Origin of the sequence: Kitasatospora sp. NPDC056446 (assembly GCF_042796115.1) — a bacterium.
Lineage (GTDB): Bacteria > Actinomycetota > Actinomycetes > Streptomycetales > Streptomycetaceae > Kitasatospora.
Genome location: NZ_JBHTRF010000107.1, coordinates 1 through 23857, shown reverse-complemented (window position 1 = coordinate 23857; position 23857 = coordinate 1). Strand labels below are relative to the sequence as shown.

The 23857-nt window shown below is 70.8% G+C and carries 12 protein-coding genes; 6 read left to right on the top strand and 6 right to left on the bottom strand.

Features of this window, described 5'->3' with window-relative positions; genetic code table 11:
- Positions 1-401: 401 nt before the first annotated feature.
- On the top strand, positions 402-1004 hold the full coding sequence (locus tag ACFQ6N_RS37205; protein WP_380658540.1) for a DUF397 domain-containing protein: 603 nt from the start codon (positions 402-404) through the stop codon (positions 1002-1004).
- A gap of 39 nt (positions 1005-1043) precedes the next feature.
- On the opposite strand, the gene ACFQ6N_RS37200 is transcribed toward ACFQ6N_RS37205, so the two are convergent.
- Positions 1044-1571 carry a GNAT family N-acetyltransferase gene (locus ACFQ6N_RS37200; protein ID WP_380658539.1) on the bottom strand — a complete coding sequence of 176 codons (528 nt, stop codon included), beginning with the start codon at positions 1569-1571 and terminating at the stop codon, positions 1044-1046.
- 16 nt (positions 1572-1587) lie between these two features.
- A complete protein-coding gene (locus ACFQ6N_RS37195) occupies positions 1588-1785 on the bottom strand; it encodes a hypothetical protein (protein WP_380658538.1) in 198 nt (65 codons plus the stop codon).
- 87 nt (positions 1786-1872) lie between these two features.
- On the opposite strand from ACFQ6N_RS37195, the gene ACFQ6N_RS37190 reads away from it, so the two are divergent.
- Positions 1873-2409 carry a hypothetical protein gene (locus tag ACFQ6N_RS37190; RefSeq protein WP_380658537.1) on the top strand — a complete coding sequence of 179 codons (537 nt, stop codon included), beginning with the start codon at positions 1873-1875 and terminating at the stop codon, positions 2407-2409.
- Between the two features lie 36 nt (positions 2410-2445).
- Positions 2446-3687, top strand: a complete 1242-nt coding sequence (locus ACFQ6N_RS37185; RefSeq protein WP_380658535.1) for a tetratricopeptide repeat protein — start codon at positions 2446-2448, stop codon at positions 3685-3687.
- Positions 3688-3865: 178 nt separating this feature from the next.
- On the opposite strand, the gene ACFQ6N_RS37180 is transcribed toward ACFQ6N_RS37185, so the two are convergent.
- The gene (locus ACFQ6N_RS37180) at positions 3866-5044 is read right to left on the bottom strand and encodes a mechanosensitive ion channel family protein (RefSeq protein ID WP_380658534.1); all 1179 of its coding nucleotides are present in this window, start codon (positions 5042-5044) and stop codon (positions 3866-3868) included.
- 502 nt (positions 5045-5546) lie between these two features.
- Between ACFQ6N_RS37180 and ACFQ6N_RS37175 the strand changes: the two genes are divergently transcribed.
- The gene (locus ACFQ6N_RS37175) at positions 5547-6191 is read left to right on the top strand and encodes an HNH endonuclease (RefSeq protein ID WP_380658533.1); all 645 of its coding nucleotides are present in this window, start codon (positions 5547-5549) and stop codon (positions 6189-6191) included.
- A 406-nt stretch (positions 6192-6597) separates the two neighbouring features.
- Here ACFQ6N_RS37175 and ACFQ6N_RS37170 read toward each other — a convergent pair whose 3' ends face one another.
- Both ACFQ6N_RS37170 and ACFQ6N_RS37165 read right to left on the bottom strand, forming a co-directional pair.
- Positions 6598-10521: a beta-N-acetylglucosaminidase domain-containing protein gene (locus ACFQ6N_RS37170; RefSeq protein WP_380658532.1), complete on the bottom strand. Its 3924-nt coding sequence runs from the start codon at positions 10519-10521 to the stop codon at positions 6598-6600.
- Between the two features lie 214 nt (positions 10522-10735).
- A complete protein-coding gene (locus ACFQ6N_RS37165) occupies positions 10736-15064 on the bottom strand; it encodes a ricin-type beta-trefoil lectin domain protein (RefSeq protein WP_380658531.1) in 4329 nt (1442 codons plus the stop codon).
- Positions 15065-15429: 365 nt separating this feature from the next.
- Here ACFQ6N_RS37165 and ACFQ6N_RS37160 point away from each other — a divergent pair, with 365 nt between their 5' ends.
- Both ACFQ6N_RS37160 and ACFQ6N_RS37155 read left to right on the top strand, forming a co-directional pair.
- Positions 15430-22761: an RHS repeat-associated core domain-containing protein gene (locus tag ACFQ6N_RS37160; RefSeq protein ID WP_380658530.1), complete on the top strand. Its 7332-nt coding sequence runs from the start codon at positions 15430-15432 to the stop codon at positions 22759-22761.
- A 6-nt stretch (positions 22762-22767) separates the two neighbouring features.
- The gene (locus tag ACFQ6N_RS37155; RefSeq protein ID WP_380658529.1) at positions 22768-23403 is read left to right on the top strand and encodes a hypothetical protein; all 636 of its coding nucleotides are present in this window, start codon (positions 22768-22770) and stop codon (positions 23401-23403) included.
- Between the two features lie 121 nt (positions 23404-23524).
- On the opposite strand, the gene ACFQ6N_RS37150 is transcribed toward ACFQ6N_RS37155, so the two are convergent.
- A partial coding sequence (locus ACFQ6N_RS37150) for a tyrosine-type recombinase/integrase (protein WP_380658528.1) occupies positions 23525-23857 on the bottom strand: 333 nt, incomplete at its 5' end.

Genomic DNA, 23857 nt, shown 5'->3' with positions numbered 1-23857 from the left:
TGGCTGGGCCCCCCCTTGCCCCCCCCCCCCCCCCCCCCCCCCCCCCCCCCCCCCCCCCCCCCCCCCCCCCCCCCCCCGACGCCATTTCCACGCCCCTGCGCAGGACGTCGGCCAGGCCGACGTCCTGCACAAGATATGAGAAGGCCATGGGGCGATCCATGCGGACCTATCCGGCCCGCAACAGATCATTCTCTGCCTTTTGTTCCAGTCTCGTGGCTGGAAGAGGAGGCGCTATTTTTCTTCCCCTGTTTTCTTCCTGATGATGCCGCCTCGGCATGCCGAGGCGGAATTGCGATTTTGCTATTCCTGGTGTCGTCCCCTGGTGTGCCGGCGGACGACGCCCGTAGTGATGGGCGGCTCGGCCGGCAGCGGCCGGGCCGTCCGAAACCAGGGGAAAGCGAGTGATCAACGCACATTGGGCGGGCTTGCATCCAGGATCCGAGCCCGCCGCACCCCTTGCGACCCCTCGCACCTGCTCCTCCGTCGACAAGACATGCCGGCACGTTGGAGGTCAGGCAGCTTCGGCTCGGTCCAGCTGGGCGGCGCCCGGCTGTGCGAGCCAGACCAGCCGCGAGGTGATCCCCGGTGGTCCGGCGAAGTGGCGCAAGGTTCGTTCGGGAGACGCGAGGGTCATCCACGCCCGCCCGCCGATTCCGATCACGTGTGTTGGCCCGTCATTGTTGACGAGCCCCCAAGCCACGACCCATCCGTCTGCGTCCGCAGAGCCCTCGCCGCACACCTGGACGACGGCGAACAGTCGGGGGCGGTGTCGAGCACGAGCCCGCACAGCTCCTGGTCGAAGGGGTCGGGAACGGTCGGACTGGCAGAAGTCCAGTTACAGTTCAGAGTCGGTCAACTGCATCAACCTTGCCGAAGGCCCCGACCGCAGCATCAAGCTCCGTGAGAGCGATGACCCCGACGTCATCATCACTACAACGCCCGGCAGGCTCCGCGCCTTCCTGCGCGGTGTCAGGGCGGGAGAGTTCGACCATCTGGCAGGGTGATTCGCCGGCGGGCGCATCCGTCCGGAGCCGACCAGCAGGCTATCGGACCATGTAGCGGTACACCGGGGCCCCTTGCCAGGCCGGGGGCTTGTCGCCCAGGGCCCGATACCCGAGGGTTTCGTACATCCTCAGCGCAGCCTGCGCTTCGGGCCGGACCGCAAGCGTCACACGCTCCACCTGGGCCCCATCGAGTACGGCCGCGTGCAGTTCCCGGCCCAACCCCCGCCGGCGCTGCTCCGGAGCCACGGCGACTTCTCGGATCACGAACGTCCGGTGTCCGTCCTCGCGGGTGAAGCCCTCGTCCAGGCCGAGGTCATTCCACCAGCGGTTGCCCGACTGGAGCAGGACACCGAAAGCGAACCCGACCAACGCAGCGCCTGAGCGAGCGAGCACCAGTCGGAAACCGGGCATGGTTCGGAACGACTCGTAGTCCTCCAGGAACCCGGCCAGGTCGCGGGGCCCCTCGAAGTAGGGCGGCTCCGCGAACACCCGCTCGTACAGCGGTGCCATCTCGTCCAGCACCAGGGCAGCGGCGTCAGGATCTGTGAAGGTCTCGAAGACTGGCATCTGCACGATTCTCCCTTTAGGCGATCAGGTGGGCGGTGCTGGCAGCGGCCAGGGAGGGATTCAACAGCTTCAGGTGGGAGTGTGCCTCCTCCATCGATGTGCGCGCCCGGCCGGACGACACCTCGGTCAGCAGGACGGCTCCCGAGGTGAGTTCATGGGCCGATTCCTCGGCCTCACCTGCTTGCGCGAGCGCTCCGGCGAGGCTGAACCGCACCAGTGCCTCGTTCCGCGCGTAGTTCGTCTCCTGGTGTCGGAGCGAGCGCCGCAGCCAGTGCGTGAATTCGTCCGTGGGCTGCTGTGGGTGGGCCTCAAGCCCGGCGCCCGCGTCTCCTCGCTGACCAGCTCCAGCGACCCGGCGCTCCCGTACGTCATCACGTTCTCCGACAAGGCGTCCCGGCACATCCCGCCGAACACCGTCAGCGAGCCGCCCTCCCACCTCTTCCTGGCGGAGAACCTGCTGCACGAGGGCACCCATCAGTCGATCAGTTTCCACGTCCTCCAGCACCGGGTCTTCGCCGACGGGTACTCCTCGAAGACCTCTCCCAAGATCGAGATCAAGTGGCGAGCCGGGCAGGGAGAGGACCGCAACCATTACTGGGAGATCGACAGGGCCTTCCACGCGACCTGCGTGTACAACCGGCTGCTGCGCTTTCGCCAGATCGAACTGCGACGGGGCGACCTCACGCCCAACGAGCGTCTGAGCTTCCGGAGCGCCTACGACGAGGGGCTGCCGGCCGTCCGCTACCTCATGCGCGAACTCGAACTCCTGCGTGAGCACTTCTCTCCCCACGGGGTGGAGCTGCTGGCCGACCTGCGCCACCAGACCGACCAGCTGTAGTGCCACGCTGAGCAGAACCGAACGACGGAGGGTCAAGTGCTTGATCACCTCATCACTCACGACGACAACCTGCGGATGGTCCCCACCGACCGGAACGAGCTGACCATCGCGGTCGGCCGACTCCAGGAGGAACTGCGGGCCTTGCCGGAGGAGGCCGACCCCGCGCGTACTCGGGTCCTGACCAGATGGATCGGTATCGCCCAGATGTGCCTGGGCAACCACGACGAGGCCTGTACGATCCTCCGGCAGTCGCTCGACCTCGCCGCAGCGATCGGCAACGCCCGGGCCGTTGTCGCCACCGGGCTCAACCTCGGTGACGCGCACCGCTATGCCGGTGACGTGCAGACTGCGGACGCGCTCTACCGCAGTGCATTGAACACCGCGCGAAGCCGGCACCCGGAACTCCTTGACTTCGCGCTACAGCACGCCGGCAAGCACCTGATGGAGCGCGGCGACCTCGAGGATGCCCGGGCCCATCTGCAAGAAGCGCTGTGGCTGCGGATCGCCAAGGGGGACACCGAACTGGTCGAGTCCACACAGGCCGTACTCGACAGGGTGGAGCTGCTGATCGGCCAGGTCGACGCAACGACGGCAGGCCGCGCCGCACCGGGTCAGTGGAGCCGCCAGTGGACCGCATGGCTCCAGTCCCGCACCACGGCCCGGACCACGGCCCGGTGGGGAGGGGACTTCCCCTACCTCCGGGACGCTGTGCGCGGGCTCACCGCACACCAGCGCGTGCAACCGCGCCACCTGCGTGACCAGTCATTTCCCGCCGAGCTGATCGCCGCTATGGCGGTGGAGGCCGAGAAGGCCGTAGCCACTGACGGATACCTCCACAACGGCAAGTGGAACGCCGCCGCAGGCAACGCCGCGAACAGGTTTGCCGCACAGATCGATCTCGCCGCAGTCGTAGCACGGTCCACCGGCCTGGAAGTCGAGCAGCCGCACACCGGCGTTTACATCGGCTACGAGGAGGGGCAGTTTCTCGACTTCCATGTTGACGAGTCCGGCTTCGGTGAGGCCAACCTGATCCTCTGCCTCAAGCACACTCGCCTCACCGGTGCGTCCAGGGCCAGTACCACTGTCTTCATCAACGCCGACGGCTATCTCGAATGCGATCTCGCTGAGGGTGACTGTGTCGTATTCGACGGCGCGCTCACGCCGCACGGCCGGACGCCGCTCAGTGCCGGAGAGAGCGTGACCCTCATCGGCTTCGGCTTCCGCGCGCGCGATCAGGCTCTGCGCACGCGCACGGCCCTCCCGACGGTCCCTCGGTAGGGATGGTGAATCCAGCCGATCCGAAACCCCTGTCCCGCTCCCTACCGACCAACTCGTACTCCCACTCCCCTCAACCGCCGGCGGCGGGCCCGCCCCCGTTCTGTGGCTGCCCCGGGAAACCACCGGGGTGGGGGCGGGGCCCGCGTCTCGACGGGCCCGCGTCCGTGAGGCCCGGGCGCTACGGCCTCGCCGCGTCGTCCTGCTTCGGCAGCGGTATCGGCTCGGTCGCCCGGAACCGGGGCGAGTTGGGGTCCGCGAGCGCCGACGGCGCCGCCTGCTCGGGCCCGGCGGCCGGCGCCGGCGCGATCACCACACCGGTGGCCGCCCCCACCCCCGCCGCGGTCGGGGCCTCCTCCTTGACCTTGATCCCGGCCTGGTCGAAGGCCGCCTTCAGCCGCTGGCGCAGCGCCCGCGCGACCGCCGGGGCCTTGCCGGGCGCGGTCCGCGCCTCGACCCGCACCATCACCGAGTCCGCCGCGACCGACTCCACGCCCAGGATCGACACCGGTGCCCAGACCAGCTCGTCGTACGGGGCCTCCTTGGCCAGCTCCTCGGCCGTCCGCAGGATCAGCTCCTCGGCCCGCAGCAGGTCCTCCTTGTAGCCGATCTGGACGTCGACCGAGGCGGTCGCCCAGCCCTGGCTCATGTTGGCGATCCGCTTCACCTCGCCGTTGCGGATGTACCAGATCTCGCCGTTCGTCCCGCGCAGCTTGGTCACCCGCAGGCCGACCTCCAGCACCGTGCCGGTCGCCACCCCGGTGTCGATCTCGTCGCCGACGCCGTACTGGTCCTCCATGATCATGAAGACCCCGGAGAGGAAGTCCGTCACCAGGTTGCGGGCGCCGAAACCGATCGCCACACCGGCCACACCGGCGCTCGCCAGCAGCGGCGCCAGGTTCACCCCCAGTGCGGAGAGCACCATCAGCGCCGCCGTGCCCAGGATGCTGAACGAGGCCACGCTGCGCAGCACCGAGCCGATCGCCTCCGAGCGCTGCTGGCGCCGCTCCGGGTTGACCACCCCGGTGTTGGCCAGCAGCCCGCCCAGCCGGCTCTCCTCCTGGTGCTCGTGGGTGCGCGCCATCCGCCCTATCAGCTGGGTGATCAGCTTGCGCACCACGGTCCGCAGCACCAGCGCCAGCAGGATGATGAAGACGATCCGCAGACCGGAGGCCAGCCAGCCCTGCCAGTGGGTGTCGAACCAGCTGGCGGCCTGCTTGGTGGTGTCCGAGACCTCTTGCGCGCTGGTCGGGATCCGCAGGTCGAGGTTCGGCAGCTGCGCGGTGGGGCTGGGAGCCGGCGTCGGGGTGGAGAGCGTCGGGGACGCGTCGGACAGACCGGTTGCGCCGGAGCGGAACACGTGCGGACCTTCCTTGCAGGGGGCGTGTCTGGCCCGCACCGCCGGCAAGCGGCCCGCGGACCGTGCGCCTTAGCCTATCCGGCACCGAACACCCGCCCGGACACGCCGGACGGAGCCCGCGGCCCGGACGGAAGCCGCCGAAGGGCGTGCGCAACGCCCCGGACGCCCCGTCAACGCACCGGTGCGCTCCCCCCGGACACCGGCCCGGCCGCCCGCCCGCCCCGGCCCGGACACTGCTCCGACCGGCCCAGCCGTCCCCCGGGAGGGCCACCCGGCGCCATCCGGGTCCGACCCCGCCGCCACCCGGGTGCAACCCGACCTTCCCCGGGCATACCGCGTATGACAGAGAGCACACCCGAAGTTCACGTCAGCTCCGTTACACAGGAGTGGTGGCGCCGTACAAAGGCGTAAGGCGACACTGGGGGAGATCGCGTACTCGTTGCGCGATCCAACCGCTCGTCCCGGCGCGAGCCACGCGTCGCAGGCGTCCAAGGAGGCATCCGTGCCGCATGTCCTGGTCCTCAACGCGTCCTACGAGCCACTCGGCGTCGTATCGATGCGCCGCGCACTCATCCTGGTCCTCAACCACAAGGCGGTCAGCCTGGAGGACTCGGGAGTCACTCTGCACAGCGCCACCAGCGCCCTTCCGGCGCCGTCCGTCGTCCGCCTGACCCGCTTCGTCCGGGTCCCGTTCTGCGGGCCCGTCCCGCTCACCCGCCGGGCGCTGTTCGCCCGTGACCACGGCCGCTGCGTCTACTGCGGGGCCGCCGCCACCAGCGTCGACCACGTCATCCCGCGCAGCCGGGGCGGCCAGCACCGGTGGGACAACGTGGTGGCAGCCTGCCGCCGCTGCAACCACACCAAGGCCGACCGCCACCTCACCGAACTCGGGTGGCGGATGAAGCGCCCACCCGCCCCGCCCAGCGGACTCGCCTGGCGGATCATCGGCACCGGCATCAAGGACCCGCGCTGGCGCCCCTACCTGGAGCCGTACGGCGGCGGGGACCACCTGCACGCCCCCCAGTGGAGCGAGTACGAGCACCACGACCATACCGAGCCCAACCACTCGGTCCCGATCGGTCGGGCGCACGGCGCCCACCCCGCACCCGTCCGCCGCGGCGAGCAGCCCGAACCGCTCTCCGCCTGACCACAGCGACACAAGGGCCCGCCCGACACACCGCCGGTACGCGCCTCATGGGCCGCCGCGCCCCCCGCATCGGGGAGCACGGCGGCCCGCCGCTGTTCTATCGGGACCCGGCTCGCCTCCGGGGCACTTCTCGTCCGGTGCCGACGGTCGGCGCTCCGATGCCCCTCGTTCCTCGGGGCCTCCTCGCGCTCTCCCTTTCGGCACCGGCGCGCCGCTGTTTTATCGGGACCCGGCTCGCCTCCGGGGCGCTTCTCGTCCGGTGCCGACGGTCGGCGCTCCCTCGCTCTCCCCCAGCCTCCGGCCGGGGGGACCCCCAACTCGCTCCCTCGCGCTCTCCCTTTCGGCACCGGCGCGCCCCTTCGGCTCGCCGGGTGGACCACCCGGGCTCGCAGGCCGGCTTCTGCGGTTACGGCTTCTGTGGTGGCGCCGTGGTCGGCGACGTCACGGGAGCGACCGGTGCCCCGCCCGGCTGCGCGGGCTGGCCGGCCGGCGGCTGCGGCTGGACCGGCGGGGTCACCGCGTACAGCTCGATGCCCCACAGCGAGTAGCCGTACTTGGTCGCCCGCGCCACGCCCTGCATCCGCAGGAACCGGGTCCCGGGCGCGTCGAAGCGCACCGTCTCGTCGCCGCCCTTGCCGTTGTCCACCGTCGCCGCGTCGGTCCAGGTGTTCCCGTCCGCCGAGACCTGGATCCGGTACGAGGTGGCGTACGCGGCCTGCCAGTGCAGCACCGCCGCGCCCAGCCGGGTCGCCTGCGGCAGCTCCACCCGCACCCAGGCGTCGTCCTTGGCCTGTGAGGACCAGCGGGTCTTCGGGTCGCCGTCGGTGACCGCGGCGGCCGGGAAGCCCGTCGTCTCGTCGCCGGAGGAGGAGGCCTTGGCGCCGAGCGCCAGGTCGGGGCCGCTGGTCGGCGGCACCACGTGCACCTGGAGCACCTGCTTGACGGTGGTCGTCCCGGCCACGAACTGCACCGGCACCTGGTACGTGCCGGACGGGGTGCCCGGCGCGGCGGCGACCAGCAGCGGCACGCCGACCCGGCCGCCGCGCGGCACGGTCACCGGGCCGGCCGGGGCCACGGTCAGGCCCTTGGCGGCGGCCGGCACCTCGGCGCGCAGTTCGCCGGTGGTCCCCTCGGGGCGGCCGGCCTCCACGGTGGCCCGGGTCTGGGCGGGCGAGGCCGCGCCGGTGACCACGTCCAGGGCCGGGTCGGACAGGCTGAGCCGGGCCGCCGGGGCGTCCGCGTACCAGGGGATCACCTGGTTGACCACCGGCGGGTCGCCGCCGGGCTTCCAGGTCATCCGGAACGCGCCGGCCACCTGCCCGCCGGCCGGCAGCTCGTTGTAGCCGGGCTGCACGGTGCCGATGTCCGCCCAGGTGCCGTCGGCCCGGCGCACCGCGACGGTGGCGGTGGCGCGCACGGACGGGTCGGTCAGTACGGTGAGCCGGTCCAGCGGACGGGCGGCGCCGAGTTCGACGGTGAGCGGGTCGTCCTGCGCGGTCGGCGGCCTGGCGGCCCGGTACGCGGTGTCCGGGTTGCCGTCCAGTACGGCGGCGGCGGAGGAGCCGGGCAGCGGGGTGGGACCGCCGGTGACGCTGGCCGGGGACTCGTCGGGGGCGGTGACGGTGAACTCGCGCACCGCGACGGCGGTCTTCTGCGCGGCGGTGGCCCGCAGCCGTACCGCCCGGACCAGGGTGCCCGGCGGGAGCTGGGCGCTGACCGTCTTCTGGTTCCTGACCACGGCGAGCTGCTTCCAGCCGCCCTCGCCGGTGGAGTACTCCAGCACGCCGTCGCGGATGTAGTCGTCCACGGCGCTGCGGGCGTCCGGGCCGTCGCCCCAGCCGCCCATCAGCACGGTGACGTTGGCGACCGGGCGGCTGGCGCCGAGGTCCAGGCCGACCGCGTCGCCGGGCTGCGGGGGCGCGGAGCTCCAGTAGAAGGTGTCCGCCGAGCCGTCCGTCATCATCGCGGGCAGGTGGTCGTGCGCGGTGCCCATGGTGGTGGTCGGGGCGGCCCCGCCGGTCGCCACGCCCGCCCAGTTGTCGGCGGCGCGCACGGCGCGCTCCAGGAACGGGCCGAGCACCCCGGCGCCGATGGTGGCGGGGGCCTGGGCGAGCTGTTCGCGCAGCCGGTTGAGTTCGACCCGGGCCTTCCAGGCGGCCGTGCCGTCGCCGCCGTGCTGGGCCAGCAGCATGGTCAGGGCGGCCTGGCCGGCGAGGCCGTAGTCGCGCAGCGGGCCGAGCCAGGGCGCGGCCTCGCCGGCCAGCTGGGCGGTGGCCGGGGTGCCCGCCAGGGTCTGCTGGGCGGAGGCCATCGCGGCGAAGGACTCCCGCAGCGGACCGGCCGCCTCTATCAGCCTGGCCAGGTCAGGGGCGGTGCCGGAGGTGGGTTCGGCGGCGGCCCAGAAGCGGTCGAGCAGCGGCGTCAGGTAGCCGGACTCCTGCTTGGACAGCGGCGAGGAGGTGCTGTTGCCGGCCAGCGCGGTGACCGCGGGCAGCACCGTGCCGGCGGGCGTGGCGGCGGCGCCGGTCGGCCCGGCCAGGGTGCGGACGGCGGCCTGCCAGGAGTCGTCGGGCTTGTACCCGGTCGGGTTCCAGGCGAAGTCGCCGGCCGTGGCGATCGCTATCCGGGAGGCGACCGGCTGCTGCATCGCGCCGGTCAGCAGCACCGCCGAGCGGGTGGCCACCCCCGGGTCGCGCCCGGTGTAGGCGCCGAGGAAGAGCCGGTCCGGCGTGGCGTCGTTGACCGGGTAGTTGTCCATGGTGAGCAGCGGGTGCCCGTACAGGTCGGCGGTGTCGGCGGCCTGGGCGCCGGTGATCTTCTCCGGGATCACCCCGACCCCGCTCCAGGCCACCTGCACGCCCTGCGGCAGTGCCGCGGCCAGGGCCTTGCGGTACGGGGTGGAGCCCTGCTGGTGGTACTCGGTGGGCACTACCGACAGCGGCGCCAGGCCCGGGTTCCTGGCGATCAGCCGGTCCTGCACCTTCTTCACCAGCTCGGCCTGCGCCTTGGCGGCGGCGGCCGGCCCGGTGCCGTACTCGTCGCGGTCGTCGCCGCAGTGCCACTCGTCGTAGCTGACGTCCAGGAACTGCAGCTGGAAGGCGGTGAAGCCGAGCTTGCGCAGCCCGTCCAGCTTGGCCACCAGCGCGTCCACGTCCCTGCCGGAGCTGAAGCAGAGGGACTGCCCCGGGTCGATCGCGTAGCCGAGGGTGACGTGGTTGCGCCGCGCCCGGTCGCCCAGCTCGCGCAGCTCCTCGGCCTGCGCGGCCGGGTAGGGGGTGCGCCAGCGGGAGAGCCGGTACGGGTCGTCGCCGGGGGAGTAGAGGTAGAAGTTCTGCTTGGAGCGGCCGAGGAAGTCGACCTGGTCCAGCCGCTGCTGCGCGGTCCACGGGGTGCCGTAGAACCCCTCGGCGGTGCCGCGCACCGGCGCGCCGCTCGGCCAGTCCCGCAGGGTGATCCCGGGCAGGCCGAGGCCGGTCGCGCCCGCGGCCTGCCCCTGCCCGGCCGGTACGGCGGCGAGCAGCTGGCGCAGGCTCTGCGCGGCGTAGAAGGTCCCGGCGGTGTCCGTGCCCGCCAGCACCACGGCGCCGTACGTCCCGCCGCCCTGGGCGGGCAGCTGACCGGCCGCCAGCACGTACCCGCCGGCCGGCATGTTCGCGGTCGAGGGCGCGGTGCCCTCCTTGCCCCCGGCCGCGGCGGTCAGCTGCCGCAGCACCCGGTCGACCTCGCCCTCGGCCCCCTCGGAGGGGCCGCCGACGTACACCACCAGCGAGCCGGCGGCCGGCGTCCCGCCGTCCGGACGCGTCGTCACCTCGGTCGCCCCGGCGACCTTCAGCACCTCGTCCACGGCCAGCACCGCGCCGATGTCCGCCTTGGTCGTGGGCACCATCGTCACGGCGGCGGGCACCACGACCGCCCGGCCCGCCACGGTCTGCTCCTGCGGGCGCGGGAACACCCGGGGATCGGTCACGCTCCCCAGCGGCGTCTGCGGCGCGGTGCTCACCACGTCCGGGCCCGGGCCGCCGCCCGCCGCGTACGCCGACGGCAGCGGCCCGGCCAGCAGCCCGCCGAGCACCGCAGCGGCCGCGACCCCGGCCGCGATCTGCATCGCCGTCCGCCCCGGCCGCCCGGCCCGCGCCAGCAGCGGCTCCGTCCCCTTGAGGTCCGCGATCAGCCGGTCCGCGGTGCGCGGCGCCAACTGACGGCACGTCCGCGCCGTGGCCCGCCGCGCCACCAGCGCCGCCGGGTGCTGCAGCACCTCCCGCAACGCCGCGCTCTGCTCCAACTGGGAGCGCAGCCGCCGCCCGGCCGCAACGGACACTCTGGCTTGCACAGAAGCCTCCTCGCCAGGCCGCGACCACATCGTGCGCAACCCCACCAGCTGCCCGACCCGGGTGTCAACGCCGCCGACGGCTATGCCGACCTTGCCCCGATTCATCCCCTCCCCCCGCCACCCCCGGGCACACCCTCACCACCTCCGCTCCACCCCGGGTCCACCCCGCCGACCAGCGCGGCAGACCCGGGGCACCCCGCTCAGACCACGGGCATCAGGAACGCGGCGGCCCCGGAAGCACCGCCGTCCGCACCGTCGGAACGGTCCACAGCTGGTTCGCCTCGTACACGCAGTCCCACAACTGGAGCCGGGTGCCGTCGGCCACCTGCCAGCCCGGTAGGTCCAGGCAGCGGCCGGAGGCCGGGTGGAACAGCGCGCCGTTCGCGAGCGGCACCCACTTCTGCGACGCGGTCCCGGCACATGTGCGGTACTCCAGCGGCGTGCCGTTGCCCGTGCCGGAGTTCAGCGGGGTGACGCACCCGCCCAGGACGCGGACGGTGCCGTCGTTGCCGAGCGAGAGCTGCTGCGAGGCGCCGCCGTGGCAGCCGTACAGCTGGATCGCGGTGCCGTCGGCGGTGCCTGAGCCGCTGTCGTCGACGCACTTGTCACCGTTGACGGCCGAGCGCACCACCCCGGTGACGCCCGGAGCGGTGGGCGCCACCGCGAAGGGGTAGACGGCGGTGCTGCTGATGCTGCCGTCGAAGCTCGCGCTCGGCTTGGACTGGTACCTGAAGCGCCCGAGCACGAACGGCCCCGAGGGCGGCGGGCCGGCGCTCGCCCGGTGCACCGCCGTCCCGGCGAGGAGACCGTCGACGTACAGCGCCATCAGGCCGGTGTCCGCGTTGTATGAGGCGGTCAGCCGGGTCCAGACACCGGGACGGGTCTGGGCGCCGGCATTCGTCACCCCGGTGTAGTCGTACGACCAGTTGTCGTCGTCCGCGTACGCCAGGGCGAAGCTCCAGTTCCGCCCCGGCCCGTCGGTGTACAGCATGAAGCTGCTGCCGTGGACGGACTCCTGACTGGCGACGACACCGCCGCCCGGGCCCGCCTTGGCCCAGGTGGAGACGGTGAAGCTCTTGCGGGTGTCGACCACCGGACGCGTCATGGTGATGGTGGAGCCCGCGCCGGGAGCGAAGGACCCCACGGTGACCGCACGGCCGTCCACGGTGTCCCCGGTCCAGCCGACCCCCGAAGCCGTCCCGTCGGCGCGCTTCTGCCCGTCGCCGACGGCGTTGCTGCCGTCGGGCGCGGCCAGCCAGTTGCCGATCGGGCGGTCGAGGTTGCCGAGTGCGACCGGGGTCTGCTCCAGGCCGGTCACCGTCGGGCCGCTGTTGACGTCGGGAGCCTTGCTGCCGATGCCGGCCCAGGCGACCAGTTGGTTGTCGGTGCCGACGGCCCACAGGTCCGGGACTCCGTCACCGGTGACGTCGCCGTTGGACCCGACCTTCGGGTACAGCTTCGCGTCGACGCCGCCGGCCAGCCGGCCCTTGGCGGGGTCCGCGAAGCCGGATGCGTCGAAGGTGCCCGGGGTGCTGCCCTTGGCCAACTGGTAGGTGTGGACGGTCCCGTCGTTCCTCGAGCGGCTCCACACCGTGGGGATGTTCGTGCCCTTGGCCGGGCCGGGGGTGATCAGGTCGTAGGAGTCCCAGGACTGGTCCTGCGACAGCAGGACGGCCGGGCCGTCGAGGCGCTTGACGTTGTACGAGAGGTTGAGCCACAGCCTGTTGTTCTCGACGAAGAGCAGGGAGGAGCGAGGCAGGCCGGCCAGGGTCGTACCGGCCCGGTTCGGTGTATCGCCGTTGGGCGATCCGAATGCGGCGATCTGGGTGACGGAGGACCAGTCGCTGCCGTTGCCGTTGGTGGCGCAGTCGATCGGCGTGCCGTCGGGCAGGATGCAGGACCGGCTCTTGGCCAGGGTGGTAGCGGTCTGGCCGTCGAGGTGCCCGGCGATGTCATCGTTCGGGTACAGGGAGAGGAACGGGCTACCGGGAGCGTGCGCGACCAGGTCGTCCACATTCCGGTCGGTGAACGAGCCCCGGTGGGTGATCTGGGCCGTGCTCCAGTCCTGGTTGCCCGACGCACCCGGTGCCGAGGCGGGCCGGGTGTTCGGGGCCGCGTAGGGGTCGGCGCCGGCGCCCACCAGCCGCAGGGAGCCGGTGCCGTCCGGCAGGAGGACGTCGCCCTTCCGGTCGCCGTCGATGTCGCCCATGACCGGGTCACCGGCGGCGGGGTTGCCGGGCACGTAGTAGGTGTACGCGACCGGCTGCGACATGTTGCCGGCGTTGTCCTGGGTCTGGAGGTAGAGGAAGTTGGTCCCCCAGTGCCAGGGGGTGTACTTCAGCTGGAAGCTGCCGTCGCCGTCCATCTTGACGATGTTGCCGCCGTCGGTGCAGTTCCACCCGGTTGCCGCGGCCTGGACGGGGTCGGTGGTCCACCGGGCGCAGGCCAGGCCCGAGGAGCGGCCACCGCCGGCCGGGGCCGGATCGGTGCCCGACAGGGTGAACACGCCTTCCTGGCCGACGAGTTTGGGGTGCCCGCCCAGGGTGCCCGACTCGGGGAAGTCCGTCGAGGTGATCCGGGCGGTCGGCGGGGTGCGGTCGATGCGCAGGAAGCACATCGGGCTGCTCGCGCTGTGGAGCGTGCCGTCGTCGGTGGCGGCGAACCAGCCGTACTGGTGGCCGTCGACCAGCGGGCCGACGCTCACGTTCTTGCGGCCCGAACTCGCCGCCCAGTTGGTGTCGTAGAGCTTGGACGAGCCGTTGTCGTCGTCGTCCCAGATCTTGAACGTGGTCCAGAGCTGCTCGCCGGTCGGCGACCAGGTGTCGACGCTCAGGTTGACGTCGGTGTTGATCCCGACCCAGCCCGGGTTGTCCCACGGGTTGCCGGTGCCGGGGGTCTGGCACGGGTTGAAGGCGGCGTCACGGGCGAAGCCGGGGGTGGGGCTGGTGGCGGGGCTGCCTACGTGGGGCGTGAAGTCATAGGTGACGACGATGTGCGGACCCTTGTCGAAGCGCTGGTGGTAGTACTTGTTGGTCTCGTCGTCGGGGGCGAACATGAAGGTCCAGCCACCCCAGTGCTCGCGCGCCGCCTGGGTCATCTGGGTGGCGACGTCGAACTCCTTGCCGCCGGCCCCGGAGATCCAGTTCGTGCCGACCTTGGCGCAGTTCGCGAGTTCCGGGCAGGGCTGGGCCTCCCAGCGCGTCCACTGGTTGATCGGGTTGCTGTTGCCCGCACCGGTCGAGTAGAGGCCCATCGGTGTGGCCGTCGAAGGGCTGGACGACTCGGCGACCGTGGCGTAGAGCTTGGCGCCCAGCACCGTCGAGTCCCAGAAGGCCGGGTCCAGGCCGACCTGGAAGTAGGCGCGCTCCTTGCCCTGCTTCTCACAGCGGTTGTTGGTGTCGATGTAGCCGCAGAAGCCGGCCCCCGGCCGGTCCTGGCCGTACTGGGTGCCGTTGTACTCCGTGCTCCCCGGGTAGGCGGACTGCACCTGCGCCCAGGCCTGGGCGCCGTTGTCGACGCTGGGATTCCAGCCCGGGTCGATGTACCAGGGGCCGGTTCCCTGCCCGAGGACCGAGGCGTCCGGCACCAGGTCGATACCGCTGCCGCTGACGGTGGTGGCGATCGGTGCGGTCCGGGCCCCGGGCCCGGGCGCTCTGCTGTCGGAACCGGAAGGTGTCGGGGCACCGTCGGCCGAGGGTGCCCCGGCAGCCGCCTTCGACCGGGGTGCGCCGGCGGTGGTGGGCGTCGTCGTCGAGTCCCACATGAGCGGCGCCGGAGCGGTGAAACGGGCCCGGCCGGAAGCGTCCTCGGCGGTCAGGTTGCCGTTGGCGTCCGCCTTGACGGTCAGCCCGTCTGCGGTGGTGTCGAGGTGCAGCTTCTTGATCCTGGGGTCGGCCGCCGCCTGCGCGGTGCGGACGATCAGGACCTGGCGCCAGCCACCGGCGGAGGTGGCGCTCAGCTCCAAGTCGACATCGGGCAGCACGGACCGGTAGAGCGCGCTGCTGCCGGTGAGTTCGGGCTTCGGCAGGTCGAACGGCGCCTTGATCGACAGCTTCTTGCCGTCCGCCGTCGCCATGGTGGCCAGCGGTCCGCCGCCTCCGCCGGAGAGCGTGAGCGCGGACGGGACGGCGGTCGGCGCGACCGTGCCGTCCGGACCGGCCCGGAGGGCCGCGTCCACGGCGCGCCAGGTGCCGTCGGCGTTTTGGACCCGCTCCGCGATCGGGGAGGAGTCGGCGGTCAGCGTGCCGTCCGGATTGGCCGTGGTCCGGCTGCTCCCCGTGGTCAGGGCGTCGACGACGACCGGCTTCCCGGTGCTCTTCGCCTTCGCCTGTGCGGCGCGGATCGCCGCGGTCCGCGCCGCGCGGGCATCGGACTGTCCGTTGGCCGGAGGTGGCGGAGCCGTCGGCCAGGAAGTGTCGGCGGGGCCGTGGTTGCGGTCGGCGGGAGCGGCCGCGGCGGTGCCGGGGGCAGCCAGCAGCCCGGCTCCGAGCGAGAGGACGGCCGTGCAGGCGAGCGGCAGCAGAGCCGCGCCGAATGTCCGCATTCTCTTGCTACGTGCGGGAGTCGGAGGAGATGGACTTTTTGACCTCGACATGAAGTCCCCGTTGTCGAAAGTGATGTGACGGAAAGCCAGCCGCACGCTGCCTTCACATTTGCTTCGCTGTCAAAGCGTTTTGTCGACAGGGTGTCCGAGTTGTCGCGGGTGGTGGCACATTGCTCTCCGGGTGACGTTCATCACACTGAGTGATCATGGATTCCTCCTGTTCCGGATAGGTCGTATGCCCCTAGGGTTCCGGAGGCCCGGGTCGGCGAGGCCGGTCCGATTCAAGCCTTGGCAATCTGTTGGGGGATCAGTTGTCGCGAAGAGTCCGTGTTTTCACGCGCCCGCACAGGCTGAGAGTGGCCGTCGTGGCCGCGCTGGCCGTCTGCATGTCGGGGGTGACGATCCCCTCGGTCGAGGCGGTCACCCACGCGGCCGCTCCGCCGAAGGTGTGGGTGCCGCCGAACACGCCGGTGCCGGAGACCCATCCGGTGAAGGGCACGAGCGGCAAGGCCGCCGGCTACCGGCCCGACCCCGGGAAGAAGTGGTCGCCACCCGCGGATTCCAGTCCACCCTCCGGCAGGGCCACCGCCGTGCTCGGTGGCGCCGGCGCCCAGGCGTCCCTGGCGCCGACCGCAGCCGACGCGGCACCGACCTCCCCTCCCGCGCCGCCGGTCCAGGCCGGCTCACTGCCGGTCTGGGTCGCTCCGGCCGCCGGTGCGGCGTCGTCGGCCCGGACCGCTCAGGCGGCCCCGGTCGGCGACGCCCCCTCGGCGCTCCAGGTCGAACTGGCCGATGAGGGCCAGGCGACGGCCGCCGGTGTGAACGGCGCCTTGGTCGCCCTCACCGACACCGGTGGGGGCAACCGGGCAGGTCGGGTCCAGGTCGGGATCGACACCCGGGCCTGGGCGGCGAACGCCGGTGCCGACTGGGCCGCGCGGGCCCGGATCGTCCAACTGCCCGGGTGTGCGCTGACGACCCCGACTGCCGCCGGATGCAAGACGCGTACCCCGGTGCCGTCCCACCGGGACCAGTCCACCGGTCGGCTGGTCGCCGAGGTCGACGTCCCGCAGTCGGCCACCGCGGCCCCGGCCAAGTCCTTCACCTCGGGCGCCTTCGCCGGCTCGGCGGCGGCCCCCGCGGTGGCATTCGCCGTCGAGGCCGATGCCAAGGGCAGCAGCGGCGACTTCACCGCCTCGCCGATCACCCCGTCCGCCTCCTGGCAGGCCGGCGCCAACGCGGGCAACTTCACCTACGGCTACACCGTGGAGCTTCCCTCCGCCCTGGCCGGCCCCGCGCCCGACGTCTCGCTCGGCTACGACTCCTCCTCCGTGGACGGCAAGACCGCTTCCACCAACGCCCAGCCGTCCTGGATCGGCGAAGGCTGGGAGTGGCACCCCGGGTCCATCGTCCGCGGCTACAAGAGCTGCAAGGACGCCGGAATCGACAAGTCGGGCGACCAGTGCTGGGGCGGCGACCTGCTCCAGCTCTCGCTCGCCGGTCACGCGGGCCAACTGGTCAAGGACGACAAGTCCTGTGCCTGGCACCTCCAGGGCGAGGACGGCACCAAGGTCGAGCGGCTGACCGGCCAGAACAACGGCGCCTGGAACGGCGAGGCCTGGCGGATCACCACCGTCGAGGGCACCCAGTACTACTTCGGTGCCAACCACCTCCCCGGAGGCGACGGCACCGACCAGGCCGCCAACTCGGTCTCCACCACGCCGGTCTACTGGCCCGGCGGCCAGGACCCGTGCCTGAAGAGCGGCTCCCCGGCCACCGGCTCCTGGAACCAGATGGGCTGGCAGTGGTCGCTGGACTACGTCGTCGACCCGCACCAGAACCTGATCACCTACCGGTACGAGCAGGAGCAGAACTACTACGGCAGGGGCGGCGGCCAGAACAACGGCAACGGCACCAGGACCCAGTACCAGCGGGCGAGCTACCCGACCTGGATCGGCTACGGCCAGCGCCTGCCCGACCAGATCGCGGCCAAGGGCAAGGCGAGTCCGGCGGCCCAGGTGTGGTTCCGCACCGCCGAGCGCTGCCTGCCGGACAACGGCTTCGCCTGCGACCCGGGCCAGCGGACCAAGGCCAACGCCAAGCGCTGGCCGGACACGCCGACCGACCAGAACTGTGACGCGACCGGTGACTGCACCGTCTACTCGCCGACCTTCTGGACCACCAAGCGCCTCACGAGGATCGACACCGAGGTCCGGGACGGCACCGGCTACCGCGCGGTCGACTCCTTCGCCCTCAACCAGTCCTTCCCGGCCCCGGGCGACGGCACCTCGCCCTCGCTCTGGCTGGACTCGGTCCAGCGCACCGGAAGCAACAACCGCACGCCGATCACCCTGCCGCCGGTGTCCTTCCAGCCGTTGCAGATCGCCAACCGCGTGAAGGGCCAGGTCCTCCAGCCGGACGGTCTGCCGGGCTCCGTCGAGCCGTACAACCGCCCGCGCATCCAGCGGATCACCACCGAGACCGGCGGTCTGATCAACGTCGTCTACCGGCCGGCGGAGTGCTCGCGGGAGGCGGGCGGCAGGATGCCGGCCTCCGAGGACGGCAACACGATGGCCTGCATGCCGGTCAAGTGGTACCTGCCCGGGCAGAGCGCGCCGGATCCGGTGAACGACTGGTTCAACAAGATCGTCGTGCAGTCCGTGTCCCAGGAGGACACCGTCGCCGGCGGCCAGCCCGTGGTCGTCACCGAGTACGTGTACGGCGGCGGTGCGGCCTGGCACCGCAACGACTCCGAGATGGCCGACGCCAAGAACCGCACCTGGGACCAGTTCCGCGGGTACGCGACGGTCACGACCCTCACCGGGAACGGCAGCGACGTCGAGGCGCCGCGCACCAAGTCGGTCGCCACGTTCCTGCGCGGCATGGACGGCGACGTCCTCGCCGACAAGACGACCCGCCAGGTGACCGTGGCCGACGTCCACGGCGGCACCATCAAGGACGAGAACGCCCTGGTCGGATTCATCCGTGACTCCGCCACCTACAACGGCGAGAACGGTGAGCTCCTCTCCACCGTGGTCTCCGACCCGTGGATCGGCCCGGTCACGGCCACCCGCAACCAGTCCGGCGGCATGCCGCCGATCACCGCCCGGGCCGTCAACGTCCTGAAGGTGACCAACCGCGAGAAGCTGGCCGACGGCTGGCGCACCCGCGAGCGGTCCACCTCGTACGACTCGACCCCTTTCGCCCGTCCGCTGACCGTCTACGACAACGGCGACCTGGCCCACCCCGAACAGTTGCTCTGCACCTCCTTCGAGTACGCCACCGGCCCCGGCGGCGCGCCGACGCAGCTGGCCTCGCGCACCCTGGTCCTCAAGGGCGCTTGCGGCCGGACCGCGACCAAGGACAACACCGCGGCCGACACCCGGGCGTACTTCGACGGCCTGCCCCTCGGCCAGGCCGGTGCCAAGTCCGAGCAGACCTCGACCGAGGTCCTGGAGCGCTACGACGCCGCGGGCAAGCCGGTCTACCGGGCCACCGCCCGGGCGGGCTTCGACGTGTACGGCCGGGTCACCAGCACCGTCGACCCGACCCGCACCGACGCCACCCACCAGACCGGCGCCGAGACCAGGACGGAGTACTCCCCGGCCGCCGGCCAACTGCCCACCCAGGTCACCCACACCAACCCGATGGGCTGGCAGACCGTCAGCACCCTCGATGTCGGGCGCGGATCGCCGCTCAACATCAAGGACGAGAACGGCCGGGTCAGCCAGCAGGACTTCGACGCCCTCGGGCGCGCGCTGGCCAGCTGGGGCCCGGACAACGACCGGGCCAAGAACCCCAACCGTCCGAACCGCAAGATCTCCTACGCGGTCAACGGCACCAACGCGCCGTCGCAGGTGCTCACCCAGGCACTGATGGGCGACCTGAAGACCTACACCTCCAGCTACTCCATCTACGACGGCCTCGGCCGCGTCCGGCAGACCCAGGCCAGCACCCCCTCCGGTGCCACCGGACGCATGATCACCGACGCGCTGTTCGACTCGCACAGCTGGCAGACCAAGACCAGCTCCGCCTACTACAACGACGAGGCACAGCCCTCCGGTGAGCTGTTCCTGCCCAACGGCGGGGTGGAGCCGGACGGCAAGGTCCCCTCCCAGACCGTCCAGAAGTTCGACGGCATGGGCCGGGTCACGGACTCGATCTTCCAGTCGTACGGCGTCGAGCAGTGGCGGACCCGCACCGACTACCCCGGCGCCGACGAAGTCCGTACGACCCCGCCGGCCGGCGGCTACGCCTCCGCGACGATCACCGATGCCCGCGGCAACACCCTCGCTCTGCGTCAGTACAAGTCCAACACCCCGACCGGCGCGTACGACGAGACCACCTACGGTTACACGCCGGAGGGCAAGGAGGTCTGGCGCAAGGATCCGGCCGGCAACCAATGGACGTACGAGTACGACCTGCTGGGCCGCCCGGTGAAGACCACCGACCCGGACTCGGGTACGGGCACGACCGCGTACGACGACAGCAAGAACCTCGTCACCGCCACGGATTCGCGCGGCAAGAGTGCGACCAGCGTCGCCGACCTGCTCGGCCGTACCGTCGCGGCCTACGAGGGTACGGCAGTCGACCCGGCCAAGCAGGTCGCCGCCTGGACCTTCGACACCCTCGCCCTGGGCAAGCCGACCTCCTCGACCCGCTACGTCGGCGGGGCGGGCGGAGCCGCCTACAAGTCGGAGGTCACCGGCTACGACATCGGCTACCGCGAGAAGGGCTCCAAGACCACCATCCCCGCGGTCGAGAACGAGCTCGCCGGCGTCTACCAGACCGACAACGCCTATGACGAGGGCGGTCGGTTGTCGGCCACCACCCTTCCGGCCGTAGCCGGAATGGGTCGGGAGATCCTCACGTTCGCCCCCGATGACGTGGGTCAGTTCGGTGGGCTGTCCAGTGCCTTCGGGGCCGGTCAGGCCAGGACCTATGTGGCCGACGTCCGCTACGACCCCTACGGCCGGGCCTACCGCACCACGGTGGGCGGTGCGGGTGCCCAGGTGGTCGCCACGCTCTCGATCGACAACGCCACCGGCAGGGTCACGCGCTCGATCCTCGACAAGCAGACCGCCGAGACCGCCCACGTCGACGCCGTCGACTACACCTACAACCCGCTCGGCCAGGTCACTTCGGCCCGCAACGCGCAGGACGGCCAGACAGCCGACCTGCAGTGCTTCACCCATGACTACCTCGGCCGACTCACCCAGGCCTGGACCGACAACGGCACCCAGACCACCAAGCCGATGCCCGACGTCCCCGCTGTCGGTGCCTGCACCAACACCGACGGACCGTCCGCCGGCGACGGCCCGCCGAGCGTCGGCGGCCCGGCCCCGTACTGGCAGCAGTACGAGTACGACCTCATCGGCAACCGCACCAAGCTGGTCCAGAAGGACGTCACCGGTGACGCGAGCAAGGACGTCACCACCACCCAGACCTTCGGCACCGGCCCCAACACCCCGTCCACCGACCCGAAGACGGGCGGCGGCACCGGCGGTCCGCACGCGCTGATGAAGTCCACCCGGAGCGGCCCGGCCGGCACCGCGGTGACCTCGTACACCTACGACGCCGCGGGCAACACCACCTCGATCACCGACACCCCGGGCACCAAGACGCTGGCCTGGAACGCCCAGGGCAAGCTCGACAAGATCACCGGTACCGGAGAGAGCGGCGCCACCAGCTACCTGTACGACGTGTCCGGCAACCAGATGATCCGACGCGACCCGGGCAAGACCATACTCAACCTGGGTGCCGACCAACTCACCCTGGACACCGCCACCAAGGCCGTCACCGACGTTCGCTCCTACGCGGCGCCCGACGGCCTCTCCATCACCCGCACGAGCACCAGCGGAAACTCCACGCTCGCCTACCAGGGCGCGGACCCGCATGGCACCAACGGCGTCCAGATCGACGCGGAAACATTCGAGCACGTCCGGCGCCCCACCGACCCCTTCGGCAACGAACGCGGCACCCAGCCGGCGGCGGGCGTCTGGGCCGGCGACAAGGGCTTCGTCGGCGGCACCAAGGAGAAGTCGACCGGCTTCACCCTCCTCGGAGCCCGCGAGTACGACCCGGGGACGGGCCGCTTCATCAGCCCCGACCCGATCACCGTCGCCGGCGACCCCCAGCAGTGGAACGCCTACGCGTACGCCAACAACAGCCCCATCAACAAGTCCGACGCCAACGGCCTGCGGCCCACCTGCGACACCCCGGCCGAGTGCGACGGCCTGACGAAGGAGAAGGAGGCGGGCGCCACCTACATCACTCCGGCGAGTTGGTCGCCCCCCACCCTCGCGGGGTGGAAGCCGCCCACACCGGAGGAGCAGGCCGCAGCCCACGCGGCCGACACCGCGAACAAGAACCTCAACGAGAGCAAGCACAAGCGCGATGAGCTCGTGCACAAGGTGGTCGACCTCGTCGGCGATCTGATCGGCTTCAACGACGCCCGCGACTGCTTCACCAAGGGCGACGTGATGAGCTGCATCAACACGGCCCTCAACGTGGTGCCCTGGGGCAAGATCTTCAAGGCCATCAAGGTCGGCATCCAGGCCCTCAAGATCTACAAGGAGATCGAGAAGGCCTACACCGCCATCAGATCCGGCGAACGCGCGGCCAGGGAAGCCGAAGCCGCGCTGGTCACCGCCAAGACGGCCGCCTCCGAGGCGCGTGCTGCCGAAGCAGCAGCAGCCAAGGCCGCGGAAGAAAAAGCCGCAAAGGAATCAGCAGCAGACGCCGCAGGCACAGAGCCCAAGCAGGTAGCCAAGGACGCCGACGACTCGGTCGGTGGAAGCTGCCCGATCCGTACCAACAGCTTCCCGACCGGCACCCGGGTCCTGATGGGGGACGGCACCCTCAAGCCGATCGAGGACATCCACGAGGGCGACGTCGTCATGGCGACCGACCCCCAGACCGGCGAGACTCACCCAGAGCCGGTCACTGCCACCATCACCACCCCCGACGACAAGGACTTCACCGACCTCACCCTCACCGACGACGCCACCCCGCGCGGCCCGCCGGCCACCGACCCGGCGAAGATCACCTCCACCCACCACCACCCCTACTGGAGCGAGACCCGCCGCCAGTGGGTCGACGCCGGCGACCTCACCCCCGGCGAACACCTCCGCCGGCCCGACGGCACCACCCTCACCATCCAGTCCGTCAGCAACTACCCCTACGCCGTCACCACCCACAACCTGACCGTCAATCTGCTCCACACGTACTATGTGCTCGCGGGCACCACACCGGTCCTGGTTCACAACTGTGGTCCTGGGGTTGCAACTGAAGACGATGCAATGCTTGCTCTCAACCGTGCGGAAGAGTTGCAGGCGTCCCGCAATGATTACTTCATGGCGGACGTGAAGGGCACCACGGCGGTAATTGGTGTCTTCAACTCTCAGACGAAGGCGTTTACCACTCGGATCGGAATCAATGGGGGCGGTGCAATGCCTTCCGGGTGGACACTCCGGCCGGGAGAGGAATTCGTGCAGGCGGCTGGACATGCAGAGGAAGGGATCCTTAACAGCTTGGGGCCAAATGAGCATGCAGTGTTCGGTGCGGCATCGCGAAACTTCTGCGTTGCCATCTGTTCGCCCATGCTGAACGTTCGCGGGGTGACGTTGGGTGGCGCAGGGATCCGCGGTCATGCTGCACAGAACTCCCCATTCACAATCTTCTGGGCCACTGGAGGCTAGAGGGACATGGAGATTCCGTCGGAACTTCAGGCAATTTCGAACGCTTCGGACTCTGATCTGATGCTGATCTGTGCTGCAGCTGCGGAACGGGGGGTGACCTTCTGTCGAGCCCTAGGCCCCTCGGAGTACCTGACGTGGGCCGATGCCTCGCTTGAGCTTGCTTGGGCGGCAGCTGCTGGCGAGTCTGTCCAGGACGAGTGCGCCGAGGCATTGGATGAGCTGGAGATGGAATCTCAGGATGGCGAGGATGATTCCTCTCGCCCGGAGTTCTATGTGACTCAGGCGGTGGGGCTCGTGGGAAATGCTCTTGCCGTCTCCTTGAGGCCTTCAGTCCCGAAGGTGGAGATGTCCATCAATACCCTCAGGTCACTGCTCTCCATGCTCGACTTCAAGTTGTCGGGAGAAAATCCCGTAATTGTAAGGTGCGGAGAAGAGCCTCCTCCCCCGGGGCGGCTAGTGCAAATGGAGATTGACGCTGAGCGTGAGGTCCTTGCTCTTTTGTCTCAGAGGGCAGATGATTCCGCCCAAGGTATGACTGGCCGCTCGGCGGCAACCCAAGCGCAGGCATCGGCAAGCGCATTTGCTGTGCAGTTGGTTCCTTCCGTCGAGGCGTTTGCCGAACTTAGTAACTGGGAACTTTGAGAGGCGATCTGAACTCAAGAGTCCGCGTTAGAAAGTAAGTATGAAGACGCCATGTAGCCCTCCCCGGAACTGTTCCGGGGAGGGCTACATGGCGTCTTGACGGCAGTAGTTGACGGCAACGTCAGCGGACGGGTGCTGCACAAAGCGGTGGGTCGTCGCCGTCGTCGGGGTCGGCCTCGGAGGCATTGCCGAGGGTATGGCCGAGGAGGTCGATGGCGTCGCGCTGGAGGCGGAGGCGGACGTGTGCGTAGACGGTGGCGGTGACGCCGATGTGGGCGTGTCCGAGGAGTTCCTTGATGACGACGAGTTCGACGCCTTGTTCCAGAAGGAGTGTCGCGGTCGAGTGCCTCAGGTCGTGGGTGCGCCGTGAGGCGCTGTGGTTCGAGTGGAGGTGAGAGACCTTCGCCGCTGATCCTGTCGCAGCAGGGCGGTGGAGCTGAGGGCAGCCTGATCC